Annotated in this window: 21 protein-coding genes and 2 tRNA genes; 19 read left to right on the top strand and 4 right to left on the bottom strand. The window is 69.2% G+C overall.

Annotated elements, in window-relative coordinates:
• Positions 1 to 147 precede the first annotated feature (147 nt).
• The 7 genes from gyrB to I6J71_RS44565 all read left to right on the top strand — a co-directional run bounded on the left by gyrB (position 148) and on the right by I6J71_RS44565 (position 8849).
• Complete coding sequence (gyrB, locus tag I6J71_RS44595; RefSeq protein ID WP_204092361.1) at positions 148 to 2115, top strand: DNA topoisomerase (ATP-hydrolyzing) subunit B; 1968 nt, start codon at positions 148 to 150, stop codon at positions 2113 to 2115.
• Between the two features lie 45 nt (positions 2116 to 2160).
• Positions 2161 to 4743: a DNA gyrase subunit A gene (gene gyrA / locus I6J71_RS44590; protein ID WP_204092360.1), complete on the top strand. Its 2583-nt coding sequence runs from the start codon at positions 2161 to 2163 to the stop codon at positions 4741 to 4743.
• Between the two features lie 35 nt (positions 4744 to 4778).
• Complete coding sequence (locus I6J71_RS44585) at positions 4779 to 5447, top strand: DUF3566 domain-containing protein (RefSeq protein ID WP_204092359.1); 669 nt, start codon at positions 4779 to 4781, stop codon at positions 5445 to 5447.
• A 50-nt stretch (positions 5448 to 5497) separates the two neighbouring features.
• Positions 5498 to 5571: transfer RNA gene (locus I6J71_RS44580), tRNA-Ile, on the top strand.
• A gap of 813 nt (positions 5572 to 6384) precedes the next feature.
• Complete coding sequence (locus I6J71_RS44575) at positions 6385 to 6558, top strand: DLW-39 family protein (protein ID WP_204092358.1); 174 nt, start codon at positions 6385 to 6387, stop codon at positions 6556 to 6558.
• A 33-nt stretch (positions 6559 to 6591) separates the two neighbouring features.
• Positions 6592 to 6664, top strand: a tRNA-Ala gene (locus I6J71_RS44570).
• 85 nt (positions 6665 to 6749) lie between these two features.
• Positions 6750 to 8849, top strand: coding sequence for a tyrosine-type recombinase/integrase (locus I6J71_RS44565; protein ID WP_204092357.1), 2100 nt, complete (start codon positions 6750 to 6752; stop codon positions 8847 to 8849).
• A gap of 20 nt (positions 8850 to 8869) precedes the next feature.
• Here I6J71_RS44565 and I6J71_RS44560 read toward each other — a convergent pair whose 3' ends face one another.
• Positions 8870 to 9538, bottom strand: coding sequence for an HAD family hydrolase (locus tag I6J71_RS44560; protein ID WP_204092356.1), 669 nt, complete (start codon positions 9536 to 9538; stop codon positions 8870 to 8872).
• Positions 9535 to 10377 (bottom strand): GntR family transcriptional regulator, encoded by an 843-nt coding sequence (locus I6J71_RS44555; RefSeq protein ID WP_204092355.1) that lies wholly within the window; start codon positions 10375 to 10377, stop codon positions 9535 to 9537. The genes I6J71_RS44560 and I6J71_RS44555 overlap by 4 nt, the downstream gene beginning before the upstream one ends.
• Positions 10378 to 10563: 186 nt before the next feature.
• Between I6J71_RS44555 and I6J71_RS44550 the strand changes: the two genes are divergently transcribed.
• The 11 genes from I6J71_RS44550 (at position 10564) to mobF (ending at position 21955) form a co-directional block, all read left to right on the top strand.
• Positions 10564 to 10932 (top strand): helix-turn-helix domain-containing protein, encoded by a 369-nt coding sequence (locus I6J71_RS44550; protein WP_204092354.1) that lies wholly within the window; start codon positions 10564 to 10566, stop codon positions 10930 to 10932.
• Positions 10932 to 12968, top strand: a complete 2037-nt coding sequence (locus I6J71_RS44545; RefSeq protein ID WP_204092353.1) for a type IV secretory system conjugative DNA transfer family protein — start codon at positions 10932 to 10934, stop codon at positions 12966 to 12968. The genes I6J71_RS44550 and I6J71_RS44545 overlap by 1 nt, the downstream gene beginning before the upstream one ends.
• Positions 12965 to 13348 (top strand): SsgA family sporulation/cell division regulator, encoded by a 384-nt coding sequence (locus I6J71_RS44540; RefSeq protein WP_204092352.1) that lies wholly within the window; start codon positions 12965 to 12967, stop codon positions 13346 to 13348. Before I6J71_RS44545 ends, I6J71_RS44540 begins: the two co-directional genes overlap by 4 nt.
• Positions 13345 to 13503: a hypothetical protein gene (locus tag I6J71_RS44535; protein WP_204092351.1), complete on the top strand. Its 159-nt coding sequence runs from the start codon at positions 13345 to 13347 to the stop codon at positions 13501 to 13503. Before I6J71_RS44540 ends, I6J71_RS44535 begins: the two co-directional genes overlap by 4 nt.
• On the top strand, positions 13500 to 13910 hold the full coding sequence (locus I6J71_RS44530; RefSeq protein WP_204092350.1) for a hypothetical protein: 411 nt from the start codon (positions 13500 to 13502) through the stop codon (positions 13908 to 13910). The genes I6J71_RS44535 and I6J71_RS44530 overlap by 4 nt, the downstream gene beginning before the upstream one ends.
• Positions 13907 to 14119 (top strand): hypothetical protein, encoded by a 213-nt coding sequence (locus I6J71_RS44525; RefSeq protein WP_204092349.1) that lies wholly within the window; start codon positions 13907 to 13909, stop codon positions 14117 to 14119. The genes I6J71_RS44530 and I6J71_RS44525 overlap by 4 nt, the downstream gene beginning before the upstream one ends.
• The gene (locus I6J71_RS44520) at positions 14116 to 14865 is read left to right on the top strand and encodes a hypothetical protein (protein ID WP_239154264.1); all 750 of its coding nucleotides are present in this window, start codon (positions 14116 to 14118) and stop codon (positions 14863 to 14865) included. Before I6J71_RS44525 ends, I6J71_RS44520 begins: the two co-directional genes overlap by 4 nt.
• Positions 14862 to 15926 (top strand): hypothetical protein, encoded by a 1065-nt coding sequence (locus tag I6J71_RS44515; protein ID WP_204092348.1) that lies wholly within the window; start codon positions 14862 to 14864, stop codon positions 15924 to 15926. The genes I6J71_RS44520 and I6J71_RS44515 overlap by 4 nt, the downstream gene beginning before the upstream one ends.
• Positions 15923 to 16342 (top strand): hypothetical protein, encoded by a 420-nt coding sequence (locus I6J71_RS44510; protein WP_204092347.1) that lies wholly within the window; start codon positions 15923 to 15925, stop codon positions 16340 to 16342. The genes I6J71_RS44515 and I6J71_RS44510 overlap by 4 nt, the downstream gene beginning before the upstream one ends.
• On the top strand, positions 16339 to 17280 hold the full coding sequence (locus I6J71_RS44505; RefSeq protein WP_204092346.1) for a DUF2637 domain-containing protein: 942 nt from the start codon (positions 16339 to 16341) through the stop codon (positions 17278 to 17280). The genes I6J71_RS44510 and I6J71_RS44505 overlap by 4 nt, the downstream gene beginning before the upstream one ends.
• A gap of 220 nt (positions 17281 to 17500) precedes the next feature.
• Complete coding sequence (mobF, locus tag I6J71_RS44500; RefSeq protein WP_204092345.1) at positions 17501 to 21955, top strand: MobF family relaxase; 4455 nt, start codon at positions 17501 to 17503, stop codon at positions 21953 to 21955.
• Between the two features lie 4 nt (positions 21956 to 21959).
• On the opposite strand, the gene I6J71_RS44495 is transcribed toward mobF, so the two are convergent.
• On the bottom strand, positions 21960 to 22373 hold the full coding sequence (locus tag I6J71_RS44495) for a hypothetical protein (protein ID WP_204092344.1): 414 nt from the start codon (positions 22371 to 22373) through the stop codon (positions 21960 to 21962).
• 357 nt (positions 22374 to 22730) lie between these two features.
• Here I6J71_RS44495 and I6J71_RS44490 point away from each other — a divergent pair, with 357 nt between their 5' ends.
• The gene (locus I6J71_RS44490) at positions 22731 to 22895 is read left to right on the top strand and encodes a hypothetical protein (protein WP_204092343.1); all 165 of its coding nucleotides are present in this window, start codon (positions 22731 to 22733) and stop codon (positions 22893 to 22895) included.
• A gap of 349 nt (positions 22896 to 23244) precedes the next feature.
• On the opposite strand, the gene I6J71_RS44485 is transcribed toward I6J71_RS44490, so the two are convergent.
• Complete coding sequence (locus I6J71_RS44485) at positions 23245 to 23841, bottom strand: integrase core domain-containing protein (RefSeq protein ID WP_239154263.1); 597 nt, start codon at positions 23839 to 23841, stop codon at positions 23245 to 23247.
• Between the last annotated feature and the right edge of the window lie 92 nt (positions 23842 to 23933).

The following is a 23933-nucleotide window of genomic DNA, read 5'->3' as shown; positions in this document are numbered from 1 at the left end:
GCGAGCCACGAGATGACTCGCCTTCGAGCTTTTTCGCGCCTCTGTGACGCAGTGAGGGGTGTCCTTGCCGCATGTGAGCGCGCGCGGGCAAGTACACTGGAGGAGTAGCGAGCGTCCGCTCGGGCGAGACGAGGAGAAACAACGCCGGTGACCGAGAACAAGAGCGAGTACAACGCGTCGTCCATCACCGTGCTCGAAGGCCTCGAAGCGGTCCGCAAGCGCCCCGGTATGTACATCGGTTCGACCGGTGAGCGCGGTCTCCACCACCTGGTCCAGGAAGTGGTGGACAACTCCGTGGACGAGGCGATGGCCGGGTTCGCCACCAAGGTCGAGGTTACCCTCCTCGCCGACGGTGGTGTGCGCGTCGTGGACGACGGCCGCGGCATCCCCGTGGACATCCACCCCAAGGAGCAGAAGCCGACTCTCGAGGTCGTGCTCACCGTGCTGCACGCGGGCGGCAAGTTCGACAGCGACTCCTACGCGGTGTCCGGCGGCCTGCACGGCGTCGGCGTCTCCGTGGTGAACGCGCTGTCGACGAAGCTCCTCGCCGAGGTCAAGTACGGCGGCCGCAGCTGGCGCCAGGAGTACACCAACCAGATCCCCGGCCCGCTGGAGGACCTGGGCCCCGCCGAGGAGACCGGCACCACGATCACCTTCTGGGCCGATCCGAACATCTTCGAGTCCACCACGTACAACTTCGAGACGATCTCGCGCCGGCTCCAGGAGATGGCGTTCCTCAACAAGGGCCTCACCCTGTCGCTGCGCGACGAGCGCGTGGCCGACGAGGAGACCGAGGAAGACGCGGAGGGCAAGCAGGCCCGCGTCAAGGAGAAGGTCTACTGCTACCCCGGCGGGCTCGAGGATTTCGTCCGGCACATCAACGGCAGCAAGGACCCGATCCACGAGAGCGTGATCTCCTTCGACGCGAAGGGGACCGGCCTCGAGGTCGAGGTCGCGATGCAGTGGAACAACGGGTTCACGCCGTCGGTCTACACCTTCGCGAACACGATCAACACGCACGAGGGCGGCACCCACGAGGAGGGCTTCCGCGCGGCGCTCACCCGCGTGGTCAACGCGTACGCGCGCGAGAAGAAGCTGCTCAAGGAGAAGGACGCCAACCTCACGGGTGACGATGTGCGCGAGGGGCTCGCCGCCATCGTCTCGATCAAGCTCTCCGAACCGCAGTTCGAAGGCCAGACGAAGACGAAGCTGGGCAACAGCGAGGCCAAGACGTTCGTGCAGCAGCAGTCGAACGAGTGGCTGGCCGACTGGTTCGAGCGCAACCCCACCGAGGCGAAGACGATCATCAACAAGTCGATCTCCTCGGCGCAGGCGCGCATGGCCGCGCGCAAGGCGCGGGACCTGGTCCGCCGCAAGGGCGCGCTGGAGATCGGCGGCCTGCCGGGCAAGCTCAAGGACTGCCGCTCCAACGACCCGGGCGAGTGCGAGCTCTACATCGTGGAGGGCGACTCGGCCGGCGGCTCGGCCAAGGAGGGCCGCGACTCGATGTACCAGGCGATCTTGCCCATCCGGGGCAAGATCATCAACGTCGAGAAGGCCCGCATCGACCGCGTCCTCAAGAACACCGAGGTCCAGTCGCTGATCACGGCACTGGGCACCGGCATCCACGACGACTTCGACATCTCGAAGCTGCGCTACCACAAGATCGTGCTGATGGCCGACGCCGACGTCGACGGCCAGCACATCACCACGCTGCTGCTCACCCTGCTGTTCCGCTTCATGACCCCGCTCATCGAACACGGGCACGTGTTCCTGTCGCGCCCGCCGCTGTACAAGATCAAGTGGCCGCGGTCCGAGCCGGAGTACGCGTATTCCGACAAGGAGCGCGACGCTGTGATCCAGGCCGGTGTCGAGGCCGGCCGCCGGCTGCCCAAGGACGACGCGATCCAGCGCTACAAGGGTCTCGGCGAGATGAACGCCGAGGAGCTGTGGGAGACCACGATGGACCCGGCCAACCGGCTGCTCGGCCAGGTGACCCTCGACGACGCCGCGCAGGCCGACGAACTGTTCTCCGTCCTCATGGGCGAGGACGTGGAGGCCCGGCGCTCGTTCATCACGCGCAACGCCAAGGACGTGCGCTTCCTGGACGTGTAGCCGTCCGCCCCGCCCCAGCCCCGACCTTTCCCCCGAGAAGGACCCATGACGGAAACCTTGCCGCCGGAACACGACCGCATCGAGCCGGTCGACATCCAGCAGGAGATGCAGCGTTCCTACATCGACTACGCCATGAGCGTGATCGTGTCGCGGGCGCTGCCGGACGTGCGCGACGGCCTCAAGCCGGTGCACCGCCGGGTGCTCTACTCGATGTTCGACTCCGGCTTCCGGCCGGACCGCGGGTACAACAAGTGCTCCCGCGTCGTCGGCGACGTGATGGGCAACTACCACCCGCACGGCGACTCGGCGATCTACGACGCGCTGGTGCGCTTGGCCCAGCCGTGGTCGATGCGCTACCCGCTGATCGACGGGCAGGGCAACTTCGGTTCGCCGGGCAACGACCCCGCCGCCGCCATGCGGTACACGGAGTCGCGTCTCGCGCCGCTCGCGATGCAGATGCTGGCGGACATCGAAGAGGACACCGTCGACTTCTCCGACAACTACGACGGCCGCACGCAGGAGCCCGACGTGCTGCCGTCGCGGTTCCCGAACCTGCTGGTCAACGGCGGTTCCGGGATCGCGGTCGGCATGGCGACCAACATCCCGCCGCACAACCTGCGCGAGGTCGCCGAGGGCGTCGTGTGGGCGCTCGAGAACTACGAGGCGACCGACGAAGAGCTGCTGGCCGCGCTGCTCACGCGCGTCAAGGGCCCGGACTTCCCGACCAAGGCGATGATCCTCGGCACCTCGGGCATCGAGGATGCGTACCGCACCGGCCGCGGCTCGGTGCGCATGCGGGCGGTCGTCGAGGTGGAGGAAGACACGAAGGGGCGCACCACGCTCGTCGTGTCCGAGCTGCCGTACCAGGTCAACCCGGACAACCTGGTCGAAAACATCGCGCACCTGGTGCGCGACGGCAAGCTCACGGGCATCGCCGACATCGCCGACGAGACCAACAGCCGCTCCGGCATGCGGATCGTGATCACGCTCAAGCGCGACGCCGTGGCGAAGGTGGTGCTGAACAACCTCTACAAGCACACCCAGCTGCAGCAGAACTTCGGCGTGAACATGCTGGCCCTGGTCGACGGCGTGCCGCGCACGCTGCGCCTCGACCAGATGATCCGGCACTACGTGAAGCACCAGGTCGAGGTCATCGTCCGGCGCACCAAGTTCCGGCTGCAGAAGGCCGAGGAGCGCGCGCACATCTTGCGTGGTCTGGTCAAGGCGCTGGACATGCTCGACGAGGTCATCGCCCTGATCCGGCGCTCGCCCTCGGCCGACGAGGCCCGTCCCGGCCTGATGGAGCTCCTCGACATCGACGAGATCCAGGCCACCGCGATCCTCGACATGCAGCTGCGCCGGCTCGCCGCCCTCGAGCGGCAGCGCATCATCGACACCCTGGCCGAGATCGAGCTGGAGATCGCGGACCTCAAGGACATCCTCGAGAAGCCGGAGCGCCAGCGCGCGATCATCCGCGACGAGCTCATGGAGATCGTCGGCAAGTACGGTGACGACCGCCGCACGCAGATCATCCCGTTCGACGGCGAGGTGTCGGTCGAGGACCTGATCGCGCAGGAAGACGTCGTGGTCACGATCACGCGCACCGGCTACGCGAAGCGGACCAAGACCGACCTGTACCGCTCGCAGAAGCGCGGCGGCAAGGGCGTGCAGGGCGCCACGTTGAAGCAGGACGACATCGTCCAGCACTTCTTCGTGTGCTCCACGCACGACTGGATCCTGTTCTTCACGAACAAGGGCCGCGTCTACCGCACGAAGGCGTACGACCTGCCCGAGGCCAACCGCAACGCGCGCGGCCAGCACGTGGCCAACCTGATGGCGTTCCAGCCCGACGAGCAGATCGCCCAGGTCATCGAGATCCCGAACTACGAGGTGGCGCCGTACCTGGTGCTCGCCACGCAGAAGGGCCTCGTGAAAAAGACGAAGCTCACCGACTTCGACTCCAACCGCGCGGGTGGCCTCATCGCCATCAACCTGCGGGAGGGCGACGAGCTGGTCGGCGCGGTGCTCGCGGCGGCGGAGGACGACCTGCTGCTGGTCTCCGCGGGCGGCCAGTCGATCCGCTTCCACGCGACAGACGAAGCGCTGCGCCCCATGGGCCGCGCGACGTCCGGCGTGCTCGGCATGCGGTTCAACGACGGCGACGAGCTGCTGGGCATCAGCGTCGTCAAACCGGAGAAGTTCCTGCTGGTCGCCACCGACGGCGCGTACGCCAAGCGCACGCCGATCGAGGACTACCCGGTGCAGGGCCGCGGCGGCAAGGGTGTGCTGACCATTCAGCACGACACGAAACGTGGGAGGCTGGTGGGTGCGCTCATCGTCGACGAGGACGACGAGCTGTTCGCCATCACCTCGAGCGGCGGCGTGATCCGCACGCCGGCGCGCGACGTCCGGAAGGCCGGCCGCCAGACCAAGGGCGTCCGGCTGATGAACCTGGCGGACGGCACAACTCTTCTCGCGGTCGCACGCAACGCGGACGAGGGGTCGGACGTCGCCAATGGTGGTGAGGACTCCGAAGACGCGGCGGAAGCGGTCGAAGCGCCCCAGGGCGAAGCGGCGGCCGCGCCCGAGGAGACCACAGCAGAAGACGGCACGGCGCCGGAGCAGTGAGCGGCGCCCCACGCACGGGTAAGGACTGACTCTTCGTGACACCATCCGAGAAGGCAGACGGCACGCCGCCGAGCCCACCCTGGCAGCGCACCGCCAAGGACGGCGGCGGCGACTCCGAGGCCACGGTCTCGACCCGGGTTGCGACCGAGGATGTGGTCTACTCGGATCATGAGCAGGACGCACGCGTGAGCGAGACCGACTACCCCGCGGTGAGCGGCACGGCCGCGCCCCGGCTCTTCGGAACCGAAGGCGCCCCGCCGCCCGCGCCGGCGGACGACGTGCCGCCGGCCGGTCGCCCCCGTCCCACGCCGAGCGCTCTGCGCCGCCCCGGCCGCGGCCCGCGCCGCGCGAGCCTGCAGATCAAGCGCTTCGACCCGTGGTCGGTGCTGAAGCTGTCGCTGGTCCTGGGCGTTGCGATGTTCTTCGTGTGGCTCGTCGCCGTCGGCGTGCTCTACACGGTGCTCGACGGCATGGGCGTGTGGGACAAGCTGAACGGCACGTACTCGTCCCTGGTCGGCGGCGAGGGCGCCAACGCGTCCACCGAACCGCTGATCAGCGCAGGGCGTGTGTTCGGCGTCGCGGCCATCCTCGGCGCGATCAACATCGTCCTGGTGTCCGCACTGGCCACGGTGAGCGCGTTCATCTACAACGTGTCCGCCGACCTGGCCGGAGGCCTCGAAGTCACCCTGTCGGAAAGGGAGTAACCCGGTTGCAGGGCCCCTTCGGGGGTCCTGTAGAGTTCTCCTCGTTCGACGGGCCCATAGCTCAGGCGGTTAGAGCGCTTCGCTGATAACGAAGAGGTCCCAGGTTCAAGTCCTGGTGGGCCCACCCGATTCGCCCGGTCATGTTCGTGGAAAGCGCGAACGTGATCGGGTGTTTTTGTATCTGGGGGCGACCCCCCAAGACCCCCACGGTGTGATCGGTGGCCATTCCAGCACGGGTGAGGTTCGCCGGTGAGGTGGTTGTGTTGGTGAGTTCTCGTGGTGAGGTGTTCGCCCTGGTGAGTTCCGTTCGGGTGCGGTGAATGGCCAGGTGGAGCTGGCCCACGGGGGAGTGCGGGGCGGGGAATAGGTGCGGTGGGGGTTCGGTTGTAAGTGGTGGTCGGTGCGCCCAACGTGTCCCCCGGGCTCACACACTTGCCTTCGCGGAATACCGTTCGGCTGGAGCCGCGTCGTGCCTTTCGCCGAGAGGCGACCGTGGGCGTGCCGATCGCAGATACTTCAACCCTGCCGGTCTTCTCTTCCCGGCAGGGCTGATTTGTTTCCGCGCAGCTGCTTGCGGATATTCGTGCGGCCCGAGGCGAGGCCGGGCGGGAAGTCGCGAACCTGCTGAAGCAGCGCTGGCCCACGCGGGTCGCCTTGTCGCGGCAGAGCCACCGCGGCGGACTCCAGGTGGTTCGTCCCAGCCGTCGACTCGCCGCGCCACTGCGTCTCGCGTAGCGGCAGCTCGCGGAGTGCGGGGCGGCGGTGGACTCAAGTGGTCAACGAGCGTCGCCAGGCTGTCCCGGCCTTCGCCGGGCCACACGGTGCCGAGTGTGCCGCGCCGCGGGTGGTTCCACGTGGAACCAGGGGCCGGGAGCGGTGCGTAGCCGGTGCAGTAGCATCGTGGCGTACGGAAGCAAGCTGGAAAAGGGGGCTTCAGGTGAAGAAGCTGTTGGCACTCGCAGTCGTCGCGGGCGGCGTCCTATTCGTCGTCAAGCGCAACAAGGCTGCCAAAGCCGAGGCCGACCTCTGGCGCCAGGCCACCGCCCCCTCGGGCCCGGTCTCCGCGAACGGCAGCACGCCGGCCAAGGCCGCGGACGCTTCCCGCAACTGACTCACCGCGGGTGGCCTCGCGCCACCCGCGTCCGGGGCTGTAGCTCAATTGGTAGAGCACCGCCTTTGCAAGGCGGGGGTCAGGGGTTCGATTCCCCTCAGCTCCACATAGTATGACCAGCAGTTATCTTAGATTGCCTGCGTCCATAGTTGATCAATGGGAGCTATGGTGGGTGCAGGTACGATCAACTCATGGTCAACGAGGCGACCAACAGGGCGCGGCAACGCGGCCAGATCGAGCGTCGTGGCAACTCTCTGCGCGTTAGGGTCTACGCCGGCGTCGATCCCGTAACCGGCAAGCGCCTCTACCTTGAGGAGTCGACGACCGACGAGCGCGAGGCCGAAAAGATCAGGACCCGGTTCCTCGCGGAGGTCAACGAAGAACGCCACGCTCGCAGCAACGGCCTCTTCCGCGTCGCGATGAAGGACTGGCTCGGCCTCGCCGACCTGAGCGACGACACCCGCGACACCTACGAGGGGTACGCCCGCAACTACCTCTACCCCGTGTTCGGCGATGTTCCTCTCGCCAAGATCCGAGTGCGGATGCTCGAGGAGTTCTACGCCGACATCCAACGCTGCCGCACACGCTGCGATGGGAAACCGCGCATCGAGCACCGGGTGGACGGTCCGCATGAGTGTCGAACGGTGCAGCACAAACGTCGTCCGGGCCGACCGCCGGCGGCAGGATACCCGCCGCACGACTGCGACGAGGCCGGCTGCGTCGTGACACGGTGCGAACCGCACACGTGTAAGCCGCTGGCCAAGGCGACCGTGCTCAAGTTGCATTTCATGATCCACGGCACGTTCGCGGCAGCGATCCGGTGGGAGTGGGTTAAGAGCAATCCGGCCGAGCACGCCAGGAAGCCGCGAGCGCCGAAGCCTGACCCTCAGCCGCCGACGTCAGAGCAGGCTGCGAGGATCATTCAGGCCGCGTGGGAAAAGGACGACGCGTACGGCTCGCTCGTGTGGCTAGTCATGGTCACGGGCATGCGCCGCGGTGAGCTTGCCCGCATTCGTTGGCGCGACGTCGACTTCGACAAGGCGCTCCTTGCCGTGCACGAGACCAAGACCGACCAGCCCCGACGAATTGCACTCGACGCCGCGACGGTGGACGTCCTCCGAGACCTTCGCCTGCACTACGAAAGCCGGATGCGCGCCCTCGATGCCGAGCCGACCGAAGATGCGTACCTGTTCTCGCCGTCGCCGACGTTCGACCGGCCATACAATCGATCTTGGCTCAGCCGCCGCTATTCGCGGATGTGTTCGTCGCTCGGGATTGACAGCCATCTGCATGCCCTCCGGCACTACGCGGCCACCGAGCTCATTCTGGCTGGAGTCGACATCCGAACGGTCGCCGGCCGTCTCGGCCACGCCGACGGGGGCAACACCACTCTGCGGGTATACGCCGCTTGGGTTGCCGAAGCCGACAAGCGAGCGGCTGACGTCATCGGCGGTCGAATGAAGCGTCCGAGCCGAAGCCAAGCCCGCCCGGAAGTCCTGCCAGGTGGCGAGCGCGTAGCGGTGCCGCACGACGTCATGCGCGCCGTATGTTCGCGTTGGCCAGCTCGCGGGGAATCTTGGGCTTCTGCCGCGGAAGGCGAGTTCGCCGAGCTGTGCCGCAGCCACGAAGCTCAACCACGGAAGGTCTTGGCCGCCCGCTACGGACTCGTCGTGTCGGTCGAAACACCCAACGGACGACTGATCATGAAGTCGACGCCTGATCCTGCCGGTGCACTCCAGGCAAGCGCAGCGCGACGGCTCGCAATGCTCGGTGTGGCGCCGGCTGTCCACCAAGTCGTTGAGTCTGCAGTCAGCACGTGGACGGTCATGGACCAGGTGCAGCCGGGGACGAGAGACATTCAGTCTGCATCGATCGACGAACTCGCCGACGTTCTTCGCCCACTCGCCGGGGCCTTGCAGACTCGGGAGTTCCCACCGATCTCCATCTGGCTGCGCGAGCGCCTCCTCGGTGGTGATGCGTTCGACCTACCGCGGGGCTTCGAGGCGGCGAGCGACAGGGAACGCGAGCGAGCCCTGTCGATCCTCGATCAGCTCGTCGTCGACGAGTCGCGTTCCTTGTGCCACGGAGACCTTTCGTCCGGGAACGTGCTCCGTGGCGAACACGGGTTGCTGTTGATTGATCCCCGTGCAGTTTCTGGAGACCGTGAGTACGACGCCGCCGTTCTTGCTCTCAAGGCTGGCCGACCGGTCGGCGAGTTGGCACGCCGCCTCAAGATTGACGTTTCTCGAGCCGAGGCGTGGGGAGCGGTCGCCGTTGCAGCTCGTGTCTGAATTAGTCATCGGTGCACGGTTTACAGAGGCACGCGAGCTTCCAACAAGTCGTTCATGGCCCCGATGATCGCGTCAGCTCCGAGACGCTCAAATCGCTCGCGCTTGCCAGCCTTGTTTGCGTAGCCGACCGCGACTGCTCCTGCAGCCCGGGCAGCTTCGATGTCAGTAGCGGAATCGCCAATCATGAGGCAATCGGCAACCGGGCAACCCAGTGCCGCTGCTGCGCGGTGGAGCAAGTATGGATGAGGCTTGAGCAGGCTGGGGTCCGGTTCAACCCTCGAAGACACGGCGGTCACAAGGGAGCCAAGATCGTGCTGGGCCAGGTATGCACGCACCGCCGACGCGGAGTTGTTGCTCACGATTACCACCGGCCGGCTGGTCTCATGGAAGCGTCGGAGTACCGCGTCCGCGTCGAGAGTCGGCGCAGCACGAAGCACTGCCTTCTTCTCAAGCTGCGCCAGTTCCGCCTCTGCTCTAACGAGCTTCGCCGGTTCGTGACGAGCGACGTAACTGAGGAGATCGAATGGTTCTTGCGTCTCTGGTGCAGCATCGAGACTGAGGCGAGTCCGTAGCTCATGAGCGACGGCAGCCGGGGTGAAGGCGCTGAAGACCGAGCAGACGGGTCCGTCGAAGTCGAGCAGAACGCTCGACGTTCGCTTCAGAGCAGCAGCGAGCTGATCGATGGTCATGCCTGGTAGTCCCGGCCCACCGTGGTCCACAGGGACTCAAACCACATCCGCGACTGCCGAGTGAATTGCGACGCGAGGCTGTCCTCATCACCGTCCGCTGAATAGTGGAACAAGATCGCATCCTTGCCCATCAGGTCCCAGATCGCCGTCCGCTCACCGTCGAGCGTTACTTGGTGCTCCTGAACGGGGTAGTACCCGAAAAACGTCTCGTTGTCGTTGATCACGTATAGCTTGAACAGCGGCACGGCTGGATTGACGCGCACCTGCGCTTTAGCGTCCGGAACGAGGCCAAGGTCTGCGAGCTCGTTCACCGCGTCCACGATCGCGAGCGTATGGCGCTCCATGATCCGGGTGGCCCGCGCCCTGAAAGCGGGACTGTCGGCAAGGTCTTCGACCCGGACCGGCAGAGACCACGGCTGGCGCGGATCCGGCACGAGCAGCCGAATCGATAGCGAGTCGGGCCGGAGACGGCCGTCACGGATCTTGTCCAGTGGCTCAGTGATGGCGCCGTGCAGCGTCTCACCGGAGAAACCGGCGAAGTCGACAGACACCTCGGGCTGCTCGAAGGCGCGCTCAAGGTGAGATCGCAGGTCGACCGCGCGCTGCGTGCGCTCGCGGACGTAGACACCGCTGCCCTGCCGGGACACGACCAGGCCTTCGTCGCGCAGCAGCCGAATGGCCGTTTGCACTGTCATTCTGGCGACCCCGAACTGCTGCGATAGCTCCGGACCGGACGGCAGCTTCTCGCCTGGCTTGAACGTCTTCGTCAAGATCGCCGCACGCAGCGCGTTCGCGACCTGCTGATACGGCGGTCGAGGGTCGTCCGGGTCGAGTTGCATGGAGGTCAGGGTACGGCCTCTGCACCTATCCACGCTAGGCAGCCTAGACAAGCAGTTGACATGGCTAGCCATGCTGGGTACCTTCAAGCATGTCCAGGCAGCCTAGACAAGTTCAGCCGGCTGAGACAGCGGAGACAGAGCGACCCGGGCGGGGGTGCCACCCCGCCCGGGCCTCGCATCGGACATTTGGAGACCCAGATGCAGGAACAAACTACGACACGCGAGGCGCAGGCCACCCGCGGTCAGACTCGTGAACTACTGCGCGACATTGCGCTCCAGGCTGCGATGCGTAAACGCATGGCTGGGGTGCCGACCTACACGGTGCCCGAGGCTGCGGCGCTGCTCAGCCTCTCGCAGGAGTACGTCTACCGCCTGATCCACGCCGACGCGTTTCCGGCGCTCCAGCTTCGTCGAGGCGCAGGGCAAGGTCGCTACGTCGTGCCCGCGAAAGCAGTCGAGCAGCTGCTCGACTTCGCCGCGAACGCCGGCAACTGCGTTGACGTCGCTGAGTGGGTCGACGCCTGGCGTGCTACTTCGGCTGGGGGTGCGGCCTGATGCGGACTTTCAAGGCCTTCCTGATGTCGGCCGTCCTGATCGCCTCCGGCGTGCTCGCGAGCGAGTGGCACGTCAAGGTCGCAGCGATCTGGCCGTGGCTGGTGACCATTGGTGTGGCCGCGGCGGTGTTGGGTATGGCGGAGTTGATGAGGGGCAACGCGGCCCGGACGGTGACGGTGGCGGCCGGGTTGGTGGGGCTGTCGTTGTGGTTTGTGGGGTGGGTGCCGGCGGAGACGCCGGGCTACGGCGTGTGGCCGTGGGGCCTGATCCTCGGTGCCCCGGTTCTGCTGGTGGCCGCGGTCCTGGGCCTGCGTGGCCGGGGTGGTTCGCGCGGGCTGATCGGCCGGTGGTCGCGCCGGTCGCGCCGCAACGGCGGGGTGGCGTCGCGCTGGCAGATCTGGCGAGTCGCCTCGAAGCGGGCGATGCGCCGGAAGGCGAAGGTGTTGAAGCCGTCGCTGCGCAAGGAGATGTGGTGGACGCGCCGGCAGGTGCCGGTCACGGAGTACGCGACGCCGATCGCGCGGGTGGGTCGGCAGTGGATTTGGTCGCCGGTGGAGGACGTGACGCTGCGCTTCGGGGGCCCGCGTTCGGGCAAGACGGGGGAGCTGGCGTGCCGGATCCTGGACGCGCCGGGCGCGGTGATTGCGACCTCGACCCGCACGGACCTGATCGACCTGACCGGCAAGCTGCGTGCGCGGCGTGGTCCGACGTACGTGTTCAACCCGAGTGGGCTGGGCCGGTTGGCGTCGACGATCACGTTCGACCCGCTGACCGGGTGCGAGAACCCGGTGACCGCGACCCACCGTGCCAGTGACCTGCTGCCGGGAGATGGGGGGAGTGAGGAGCGGGAGCACTGGGTGTCGCAGGCCCGCCGCGCGTTGGCGGCGTTGATGCACGCCGCGGCGCTGGGTGCGCTGTCGATGCGGGACGTGCAGGGCTGGGTCGCCGACCCGGAGGAGGCCACCGACGAGGTGCTGCGCCTGTTGCGCCGGTCGCCGGAGCCGGCGTTCGAGACGGCCGCGCAGCAGTTCCTGACCACGAACGAGCGCACCCGCTCGTCGATCACCACGACGGTCATGCCGGCGCTGGCGTGGCTGACCGACCCGACCGCGACCGCGGCCGCGACCGGTGGTGGCTTCGATGTGGCGCAGCTGTTGGCCGAGCGCGGCACTGTCTACATGCTCGGCGCGGAGGAGGGGCACACGGCGCCGCTGGTGGCGGCGTTGACCGCGCACATCGCCCGGGAGTCCCGGCGGATCGCGTCGGAGTCGCTGGGCGGCCGGTTGGACCCGGCGTTGACGCTGGTGCTGGATGAGGCGGCGTTGGTGTCGCCGGTGCCGTTGGACAAGTGGACCGCGGACATGGGTGGGCGCAACATCACCATCCACATCGGCGCGCAGTCGCGGGCGCAGCTGCGGGAGCGGTGGGGCGACACCGGGTGTGCGGCGATCATGACGAACTCGGCGACGGTGCTGATCCTCGCCGGTGCCCGTGACGACAACGACCTGCAGGCCTATTCGACGCTGACGGCCGACCGGCACGAGATGGTCGAGACCGAGGACGCCGACGGCAACGTCACCGGGCGGACCCCGCAGCGGGTGCCGGTGCTGACGCCGGGGGAGATTTCGCAGCTGCCGGAGCGGCACGCGGTGGTCGTGCGCCGGGGGATGCCTGCGGCGATCGGGAAGCTGCAGATGGCGTGGAAGCGCGGCGACGTGAAGGGCGCCGAGCGTCAGGAGCGGTGGGAAGCGTTCGCCGAGCGGTGGGAGAACCGCCGCGAGGTGTGGGTGATCCGGTTCGCCGCGTTCGTCGACGCGCTGGCCGACAAGGTCGAGCCCTGGGTGTCACGGATGCTCGACCGCGCCACCGAAGGCGGCTCCGAGACCGGCGGCAACGACACCGGTTCGTGGCGCCCGGTGCTCGCGACGGCGACCCGGCTGGATGACGAGGAATCGTTGGCGCGGCTGGACGCCGAGTTCTCCACCACCCCCGGCAGCGACGTCGCCGACGACGGGGTCGAGGGGGAGGGGCGATGAGCGCGTTCACGCTGCAGCTGCCCGCGCTGCTCCAGACCGGGCACGCCACGATCTCGGCCAGCTACGACGCCGGCGAACCGTATGCGATCACGTTCGGGTTCGACGTTGTGCAGCCAGGGCTGGAGTGGGCCATCAGCCGGGAGCTGCTGGCCGATGCCCTGGTCTACGGCACCGCCGGGGTGGGCGAGGTGAAGGTCACCGCCCGCGGGGACCTGGTCGTGCTCGGCCTGTCCAACCCCAACGGCACTGGCGCGATCGTGCTGCGCCGCGACGACGTCGACACCCTCGTCGCCCGCGCCCACCAGCTCGTGGCCCCCGGGACCGAGTGGCAGCACCTGGACTGGTCGGACACGACCGAGTTCCCGGGGGTGGCGCTGTGAACCCCGCCCCGGCCGGGGGCCGGGCGGACCCGGCCCCGCGCGAACCGGCGTGGGCGCTGCACGAGGCGCTCACGAGCCCCGCCGCGCAAGACCAGCACCGGGCCCGCCTCGCCGCGGGCCGCACCAACTCTTCCCGAAAGCAGGCCACCCGATGATGCTCACGGCCATCAATAACAAGTTTGACGACCTCGACGAATTCACCACCTTCCGCAGCGGGCTGGACGCCTACCTGAAGGCGGTGAGCACCGTGTTCGACCAGGCTCCGACCACACAGGAGGGCCTGATCGAGCTGCACGCCTCGATCCTGCGCCACGCGTGCAACGGGCCCGCGCCCAAGGAGCACCTGGCCGCGGCGGCCGTGGTGTTCGGACTGACCCGCGCGGTGCAGCAGGCCCGACGCGTCGTGCCCGGCTACGCGGTGCGCAACACGGTGGCCTACACCGTGGCGGCCACCCGCCACCGCGTCTACGAGGCCGAGCACGCCGAGCTGCTCGAGCTGGCCCGCTCATGGATGGCGCACGCCTACCTCGTCGGCGAGGTCGAGTGCGGTGGTCCGCGATGACGACCGCCACCACCCGGCGGGCGCGGGTGTGGTTGGCGGGCGGGCTCGGTGCGAGCCCGGCGCCGGCCGACCGCCCGACCGTGCGCGATGACCTGATGCGCCAGTGGTGCCCCGGTTCGGACGGGCGCTGGCACACCCCCGATGGCCGGCACCACGCCGACTGGACCGAGCTGCACACCCACTACAACCTCGTGGAGGTGACCCGATGAGCACCGACAACAACACCCCGACCCCCGCGGGCGCCCAGCCCGCAAACCCCAACGGCGCCACCGGTTCGGGCCCGGACAACACGGTCCGCGCGGTGTGGGGACTGGCCCGCGAGGTCGAGGGGCTGCGCACACAGTTCGAGGACCAGGTCGGCGAGCTGCGCGCAAAGGTGGAGCCGCTGACGGCGATGCCGGAGAAGGTCTCCACGCTGGCCCGCACGGTCCGCGCGATCGCCGACCAGCTCGCCGGCGCCGAGGGCGAGGTGCCGTCGTGGTCGTGGCTGGACCTGCCCGCCGACCTCGACCGCGCCCAGGCCATGCTCACCGACCTGACGGTGTGGCTGCGCCGGATCTTCCTGCGCTACCCCGACGCGGCCGGGGTGCTGCCGGAGTGCTGGATGTGGCACCCCGACATCGTCGAGGAACTCCTCTGGCTCGCCGCCGCGTGGCACACCGCCTACCGCGACGAGGACGCCACCGTCGCCCGCGCGGCGGATTGGCACGATCGCTACCGCCCGGGTGTGGTGCGCCGGATCAAGGGCAGCGCGGGCGGGTGCTCGCTGGAGAACCACGAGGACGGCGGCCCGTTGCACCGGCCGGCGCCGCGCGTGCCGATGGGCGAAGGCCTCGCCCCGATCGCGCTGTGGTGGGCCGAGGAACGCGACAACCCCGCACCGGTACCGACCGCCGAGCAGCTGGCCGCCGCGCAGGCCGCAGCCCGCCAGCGCCGAGGGGGTGCCCGGCGATGAACACGCACGCCTACGGGCCCGGCGAGCACGACGAGGACATCGAGGTCGTTGTCATCGATCCGGCCAACGTGATGCCCGCCGACGTCGCGCTGTGCAACTACATCACGGCCGAGACCGCGGTCGAGGACTTCGAGCGGGTCCTGGCCGAGACCGGCGACGTCGCCCGGGCCCGCGCCGAGGTCGACCGCGCGCACCCCAACGAACTGGAGTTAGTCAAGGCCACCATCGAGCTGTACGCGCAGCTGCGGATCGCCGGCAGGAGCGATGAGGAAGCCCGCAGCGAAGCCGCGCGCGACGTCGCGGACCGGATGACGCCGCGCCTGTCGGCCGAGCAGGTCGCGGCCGCGTTCGCCGCACCCGCGGTCGGGGAAGGCGATGTCGACGACGCGGACTGGCGGTGGAACCCGCCGGCGTCCTCGCTCGTGCCCGAACGCGAACCCGAGCCGGACGGCTGGATCGCGCGCAACCTGCCGGCCACACCGGACCTGGTCGTGCCCGACGAGTACGAGCCCGACTACCTCACCGCCGAGGAGGACGAGCTGGAGCAGCTCGCATTCGACAACGGCGAGGAAGGCACGAGCCCCTACACCGGGATGGCCGCGCCGATGGTCGTCAACCAGTCCGGCGTCCTGCGCAACTGGGCCTCCGAGAGCGAGGCGGTCGACATCACGGGCATGGTCGACGACGGAGACGACGACGTCAGCTGGCCGATGCTCCGCAGCACCGACCCGACGGTTGCCGAGTTCCGGGAGACCGACGTGCCGGCTGTGCAACTCCTGCTCGACGCCGACACGACGGCCGCCGAGTCGGGCATCGCCAACTCCGATACCGCTGAGCTGCTGGACCGGATTGACGACGTGCTCGCCGCGCCGGAGCCGACGCCGTTGGCCGCCGTGGTCGAGCGGTGCGGGCAGGCGGTCGACGAGGCCAGCGACGCGTTGCACCGCGCCGAGGTCACCGGCGAGGACGCCCAGCGGGCGGACCGACTGTCCCGCTGGAACGCCGACGACCAGGCCTCCCCGCGCACCGACGATCGCAGCGAAGGGTGGGAACCACGATGAGCAACCGCTATCAGCTGCCCGCCTGGATCCACGCCGCGCTTGACCGGTTCGACGACGAACTGGCTGCGGGCGTGACCAACGAGGAGGTCGCGCATCGCCGCGCAGCGGACGACACGGCGTCGGCGAACATCGCGCTGGAGCTCTACGCCGAGTACCTCGCTGCAGGCAGCAGCCCACAGGACGCGCGTGCCCACGCGGTGGCGGCCACCCCGGACGTGGAAAGCGTGTTCCCCGACGAGGACGGGCTGGTCATCAACTCGTTTCCTGGCACGTGGGAGCGATGCCTGGCCAGGCGGGCGAAGCACCACCTCAGGGTCGCCGGCGGCGACATGGAGCGCGCACGGCGGCTGGCCCGCTGGAACGTCGAGGACGCCCTGGCACGCACCAACGACGACGACGGATGGGAGCGGGCATGAGCACGCACAGCACGACGAACAAGACGTCGCGGTGGGCGATGCTGGCGGTGTTCGTGCCCGGACTGCTGGTGGCGTTGGGCGCGGCGGCGGCGACGGCGCACGGCCTGTTCGAGGTCGCCGTGGCGTCGGGCGTGCCGGGCGGGATCGCATGGATTTACCCGCTGATCACCGACGGGCTGGCGATCGTGGCCTACGCGGCCACCTCGCGGCTGCAGGAGCGTGGACGCGGCTACGCGTGGGCGGTGGTCATCCTCGCGGCCGGGCTGTCGGGGCTGGCGCAGGCGAGCTACCTCGCCGGCGGAGTCGGTACCTCGGCCGCCCCGGTCGGGGCGGAGGCGCTGCCGCCGACCTCGGGCCTGTTGCGGTTCGGGGTGGGGGCATGGCCCGCACTGGCGGCGGCGATCGTGGCGCACCTGTTGTTCATGCTCGCCACGGAACGCCGTACGGACGCCGACGCGGCAGTGGACGAGGCCGCCGTGCCGGCGGCGGGCGCCGCTGTCGCGGTCGCCGATCCGGCCGCGTCGTCCGCTCCGCTCGTTGAGCCGGATCGCGTTCAGCGTCCGGCCGTTCAGTCCCCGGTCGTCCAATCGGGCGCCGTACAGCCGGGCGCCTTGAACGCGTCCGCGTCGACCGTCCCGGGTGGACGTACAGCCGAGCCGTCCCCAGGCGTCCAGTCCGAGGGCGAGCGTGAGGCCGGCGAGTCGCCCGCGAAGCCGGAGCGTCCGGCCGCGGTGGCGTCCTCGCCGAAGAAGGACCGGGCGCGCGCCGAGGCGCGCAAGCACCAGGCCCGCACCGGCAGCCTCCCGACGGTCGACGAACTGATGGAACTGGCCGAGGTCTCGCGAGGAACCGCCGGAACCGCCCTGCAGGAACTCCGGCAACAGCCCGCACCCCTGCACGTGATCACCGAACTCACCACCCAGCAGGCCAACTCATGAACCCAGCAACCCAGACCACCAACTCAGTCACCAGGAAGCCACTCAGGAAGACCAAGACTCAGCCACTCACCACGATTCCCAGCTCAAGGACAAAGCCAAAGAACGATGCACACCTATGCATCACGATCTGTCGGGCCGGTGCGCCCTGGCGGGCGCCCGGGAACGCGACTCGCGTTGTTGATCTTCAATCCGGTGAGTTGATCTTGTTTCAGGGGGCGGCATGCTGACGGTGTCGAACGGTTATTCGGTCAAGTACCTCACCGACGAGGTCGCGAAGGGCCGCGAGAACTACTACACCGACGCTGTGGCGGCCGGCGAGCCGCCGGGCCGTTGGTACGGCGCCGGCGCGGAGAAGCTGGGCCTGACGGGGCTGGTTGACGAGCAGGACATGCGCGCGGTTTACGAGCAGTTCGTCGATCCGCGGGACGAGTTGTTCAAGGTTCCGGCCCGCTGGGGGGAGGCGTCCACTCTGGGGCACACGGGCCGGAAGTATCCGACGGAGGACGAGTTGTACGCCGCCGCGTTGGACGCCGAGCCGAACGCGACGGCTGAACGCCGGACTGAACTTCGGCTGGAGGCGGGGAAGGCGGCGCGGAAGAACGTGGCCTTTTTGGACGCCACGTTCAGCGTTCAGAAGTCGGTGACGGTCCTGCACACCGCGTTCGAGGCGCAGCAAGTTGCGGCTGAACGGACGGCTGAACGCCTCTCGGACGCGCTGGCCGCGGCGGCCGGCTCGGGGACGGATCCGGCCGAGGTGGCGGAGCTGGCGCGCCAGCGCGATGACGCGGCCGCGGTGGCGGCGTCGTGGCGGGCGCACCGCGACGCGGTGGAGGACGCGATCTGGGCCGGGAACCGGGCGGCGCTGGACTACCTGTCCGAGCACGCCGGCTACTCCCGGGTGGGGCATCACGGCGGCGCCGCGGGCCGGTTCATCGACGCCCACGACCTTGTCGTGGCGTCGTTCTTTCAGCACGACTCGCGCAACCACGACCCGCAGCTGCACATCCACAACGCCATCCTCAACCGGGTGCAGGGCGCCGATGGGCAGTGGCGCACCCTCGACGGCCGCGCCCTCTATGCCCACCGGGGCGCGGCCGCGGCGGTGGGGGAGCGCACCACCGAGGAACACCTCGCCAAGGCGCTGGGGGTGCGGTTCGCGGCCCGCCCGGACGGCAAGGCCCGCGAGGTGGTCGGGATCGACCAGCGGGTGATGGACCTGTTCGCCTCGCGCCGACGCGCGATCACGAAGAAGACCGCCGCCCTGGTCGAGCAGTTCGAAGCCCGGTTCGGGCGGGAGCCGAACTCGCTGGAGCTGGACCGGCTGCAGCGCCAGGCCACCTTCGCCACCCGCAAGGCCAAGTCCCACGACGGCGAAACCACCGAAGAGCGCCTGGAGCGCTGGGACCGTGAGCTGCGCGCCGAGGTCGCAGACGGCCTGGTTGGGGTCGCCCGCGACGTGCTCGCCCTGACCCGTGAGCCGCGCGAGGCGGTGTCATGGTCGCCGGAGGAGGTGCTCAAGACCGCGCTGGCCGATGTCCAGTCGACCAAGGCCGGGTGGACGGCGGCGGATCTGACCCGCGCGATCAGCGACGCCCTGCCCGATCAGCTCGGCGACCTCGACGGCGCGCAGGTGACCCGCCTGCTGGACACCCTCACCGCCGAGGGCCTGAAGCTGGCGACCCCGCTGGCCACCGACCGCCCCGGCGTCGCGGTGCTGCCCGACGAGCTCAAGCTCGCCAACGGCCAGTCCGCCTACGAGGCCCCGGGCCGCAAGCTCTACGCCACACCGGAGCACATCCACACCGAACGGGCACTGGCCGCCGCGACCGCCCGCAGCGGCGCCCCAGCACTGGACGTGTCCGCGGTCGACGGCTTCGTGACGGCGCTGGCTGACACGGGAATGGTGCTCGGTGCGGACCAGGCCGCGGCGGTGCGGGGCGTGCTCGCCTCCGGCGCGGCGGTCGAGTCACTAGTCGGCCCGGCCGGCACAGGGAAGTCCTTTGTGGTCGGCGCCCTCGCGAAAGCCTGGCAGGATCCCGCGTTGTGGGACGGAGCGCAGCGGCGCGTGGTCGGGCTCGCCTCGAGCCAGGTCGCGACCGACGTGCTCGCCGGCGAGGGCCTGACCGCCCGCAACATCGCCCGCTGGCTGGCCGCGCAGGCCAAGCTCGCCGAGGGCTCCACCCACCCTGACCACCTGGAATGGCAGCTCAACCCCGGCGACCTGGTCGTGGTCGACGAGTCGGCCATGGCCAACACCGCCGACCTCGCCCGCATCCACCACCACGTCAGCGAGGCCGGCGCGAAGCTGCTGCTCACCGGCGATCACCGGCAGCTCGCCGCCGTCGGCGCCGGCGGGGGCATGCAGCTGATGGCCGACGCGGGCGCGGCCTACGAGCTGACCGAGGTCCGCCGGTTCGCCGCCGAGTGGGAACGCGCCGCGTCGTTGCGGCTGCGCGACGGCGACGAGACCGTGCTGGGCGATTACCACAAGCACGGGCGGATCCTCGACGGCGGAACCCGCGAACAGGCCGAGGCCGCCGCCGCGAAGGCCTGGCTCGGGGACACCCTTGGGGGGAAGCACTCGATCCTGATCGTGGACACCAACGAGCAGGCCGCGCACCTGTGCGCCGAGCTGCGCCGCGAACTCGTCCGGCTCGGCAAGGTCGCCGAAACCGGGGTGCCGCTGCACAAACAGGGCACCTACGCCGGCGTCGGTGATCTCGTGCAGGCCCGCTTCAACGGCTGGAACCTCGCCGGGGTGGAGGGCAACCGGGAGGTGCCGATCAACCGGAAGCAGTACCGCGTGCTCGACACCCGCGAGGACGGCAGCCTGATCGTCGCCCACGTGCTGGGCCGCGACGACGGCGTCGGCGAAGTCCTGGGGGAGCGGATCACGCTGCCCGCCAGCTACGTGAGCGAGCACATGACCCTCGGCTACGCGTCCACCGTCCACAGTGCACAAGGCCTCACGGTCGACACCGCGCACTCGGTGGTGACCGAGTCGACCGGGCAGGAAGCCCTCTACGTTGGGCTCACCCGCGGGCGGTTCGGCAACACCGCCCACGTGGCCACCACCACGGTGCCGGTCGACGCGCCCGACGGTGCGGCGCTGGAAGCCGTGCACCGCAACCCGTCCGCCGTGCTCGCCGGCGCCTTCACCGGGTCTGGACCGCAGCGATCGGCCCTGGCCGAGGCCACCGAGTCCGCCGCCGAAAACGAAGCGATCCGCACCCCGGCCGAACTGTTGGCCGACGCCACTGAACTCGCCACCGCGGGCCGCACCGCACGGTGGCTCGACGCCCTGGTCGACGAGGGCACGCTCACGGAGAACCAGCGCGCCCGCATCGCCGCCGAGGACGGAGGCCCGACCCTGGCGCGGTTGCTGCGCCGTGCCGAGCTGGCCGGACATGACCCGCGCCAGGTCCTCACCGACGCGGTCACCGCGCGCCCGTTGTCGGGGGCGCGGCAGCTGACGAACGTGCTGCACCACCGCATCGCCGACTCGGTCAGCCTGGATCCGGTCGGGGACGCCTACGCCGACCGGATCCCCGTGGTCGACGACCCGCAGTGGGCCGCCTACCTGCACACGCTCGCCGAGGCCGCCGACGCCCGCCAGCACGATCTCGGCCGCGCCCTGGCCGAGGAACCGCAGCAGTGGGCACTGGAGGCGTTCGGGTGTGTGCCAGACGACCCGAACCTGAGGAAGGAGTGGATCAAGCAGGCCGGTTCGGTCGCGGCGTACCGCGAGCTCACCGGACACGACGACCCCGAGGCCGCGCTCGGCGCGGCGCCGAAGGCCGGACAGGTCGAGGCCTACGCGGCCTGGCGCTCGGCCTGGCGGGCGCTGGGACGGCCGGAATCCGGCCGTGACGAGCTGGAAATGTCCGACGGGCAGCTGCTTGTACGGATGCGCGCGTGGGAACGGGAAAAGGCCTGGGCGCCGGAGTTCGTGGCCAACGAACTCGCCGGCACTCACCAGGCCATCGACACCCGCCGTCGCGAGGCCGCTCTGCGCCGCGCCGAAGCCGACGCCGCCGAGATGGCCGAGCAGCGGGAACGTCTAATGCAGGAAGCCAGCGAGGCCGACGCGCTCGCCGACGTGCTCACTGGGCGCGCCGCTGAGCTGGAGGCCGCCGACGACGCGCGGGCGGCGTGGTACGCCCACACCGCCGAAACCCGCGCCGCGGCCGAGCGGGCCGGGATCGAGCTCTCGGGACGCAACGTCGACACCGATCCGGCTCCGGAGGTCACGGCCGACGAGTGGCTCGCCGCCCACCGCGAGCACATGGCCGTCGAGGACGTCCACCGCGAGGTCACCGACGAGCAGGACCTCACCGATCTCGTCGACCAGCGCACCGTCGACACCGCCGCGATCGAGCACGAGACGGAGGCGCCGGTGGTCGAGACCGGGGTCGACGACGTCCGCGACACCGCCGCGAATGAAGAGCCGATCGTGGACTCGGACGAGGTGCGAGTGCCCTCGGCCGAGGAGACCGCCGTCGCGATCGACCAGGCCCAGCAGGCTCTGCGGGAGATCGAAGCCCGCCAAGCAATCGAGACTCGCCACGCGGACGAGGAAGCACAGGCCGCGGAGATGTTCCGGCGCCACAACGACGACGCCGCCGTCACGGCTGCCGACGCGGCCGTGGACGACGGCGAGGTCTACGCGCGATGAACGGTCAGCCTGGGATGTGGGCGGGGACATCGATCGGCGGTTTCCCGCTGCGCTGCCACGCCCACCCCAGGGTGGCCACGATCGACTCCAGCCAGCCCGGGCGCTCGGCGAGCCACGTCGGCACCGGCCGGCGGAACAACAGCACCTCCGCCGCGAGGCATTCGGCCTGGATCGTCTCCTCGTGCGCCAAGCCGGTGCGCCCGGTCACCGGCGCGTACGCGAGGAAGGTGCGATCGGTCTCCAGCCGCACGGTCGCGCAGGCCAGCCAACGGCAGGCGTCAACCACACCGAGTGCGGCCCAGCTGCGCTCACGCTCGTAGCGCTGCTCGGCCGCGAGCCACAGGCGCGCGAAGTCGATCACCGGCACGTGCAGATTGCGCGGCGGGATCTTGTCGAAATCGCGTCCGGTCAGCTCCATACCACCAGCGTGACACGGGGTACCGACAAAAACACCAGCCCGAACGGGGCCGGCACACCCACGTCCCGTCGCCTCCACTGACACCGCCCTCTGCGGGCGGAACAACGTGCCGCGCAAGCGCGGCCTGTGTTTTTGAGCTTCGCAGCCCGGCTTAGCACGGCCCCCACTCACGATCAAGGGGCACGAAAACTTTTGAATCCACAAAAAGCGCGTGGCTCCAAAACTTTTCGGCCTGATCCCTTGATCGCGAGCCTCTGGGGCCGCGCGGGGCGCCGATAAGGGCGACGGCAACTGCCGACGCCCAGCCATACGGGCAGCGAAGAAACCACCCCACTCACGCAGGGGTCCAGTCCACGAATGGGAGATCACCCATGGCACGCAAGAAACAAACCCACCGACGAGCAGCTCACCGAACGGCACGGCATGACCGCCGAGCAGTGGCGCCATGCCAAAGCCCAGACCAAAGCGGGCGGGGACGCGGCAAGCGACCAGACCAGCAACGAGGTGACCAGTGATGCGTGAACGACTGCGCGCCATGGTCCGGACCGCCGCATTCCTCAACGTGTGCGCCGACGGTTGCTACAAGCACTACGTCAAAGGCATGGGCTGGGTCTGCTGCAAGTGCGGCCACTGAGCCCTCACAGCCCTCGCTGGGTGCAGCCCTCACCCTCGCGTCCCTGCCACCACTGACCGCAAGGAGATCGTTGATGTCCCACCCTGATTGCCCGCCCGTGGTGTGCCTGTGCGGCTCGACCCGCTTCATGGACGCCATTGCACGTGTCGCACAGTCCGAGACCCTCGCCGGGCGAATCGTGGTTCGCCCGGAGGTTGCCTCCTCCACCTGACTGGGTCCCATTTGGTGGTCCACCAACTACGTGAGTGCTGGTTGGTGTTGGCCGAGCCAGTGGGCTCGGAACGCTTCCGGGGTCAGCCCGCCCAGGGACCCATGGGGTCGGTAGGTGTTGTACTCGATGCGCCAGTCTTCCGCCAGTACCTGGGCCTCCAGCAGGGTATTGAACTGTTCGGTGGCCAGGAACTCGTCCCGGAACCGGCCGTTGAACGACTCACAATGCCCGTTCTGCCAGGGTGATCCCGGATCGATGTAGGCGGTGGCGGTGCCGGAGAACCGCGCCCAGTCCCGCAGGGCGTGCGCGGTCAACTCGGGTCCGTTGTCCATCCGCACGTGCTCCGGCCGTCGCCCGAGCATGCTGATCACCTCCTCCAGCAGGGCGACCGTGGCGTCCGCGGTCCACGACCGGGCCGCCCGAGTGACGAGTGCTTCCCGGGTGAACTCGTCAATGACGTTGAGAAACCGAATCTGCCGGCCGTCGGCGGTGACGTCGGTTTGGTAGTCCAACGCCCACACCTGATCCGGCCGGGTCACCGGCTCCCGGCGTCCCCGCCCTGGACCGAGACGACGCTTCTTACGCACCCGAGGCGGCCGTTTCAATCCTTCGTCGGCCCACAACCGGCGGATGCGTTTGGTGTTGACCCTCCACCCATCCCGACGCAGGATTGCATGCGCTTACGCCAGCCCCACCGCGGATGCGCCCGCGAGAT

Origin of the sequence: Amycolatopsis sp. FDAARGOS 1241, from assembly GCF_016889705.1 — a bacterium.
Classification (GTDB): Bacteria; Actinomycetota; Actinomycetes; order Mycobacteriales; family Pseudonocardiaceae; genus Amycolatopsis.
This window is presented reverse-complemented; position numbering and strand designations above follow the sequence as displayed.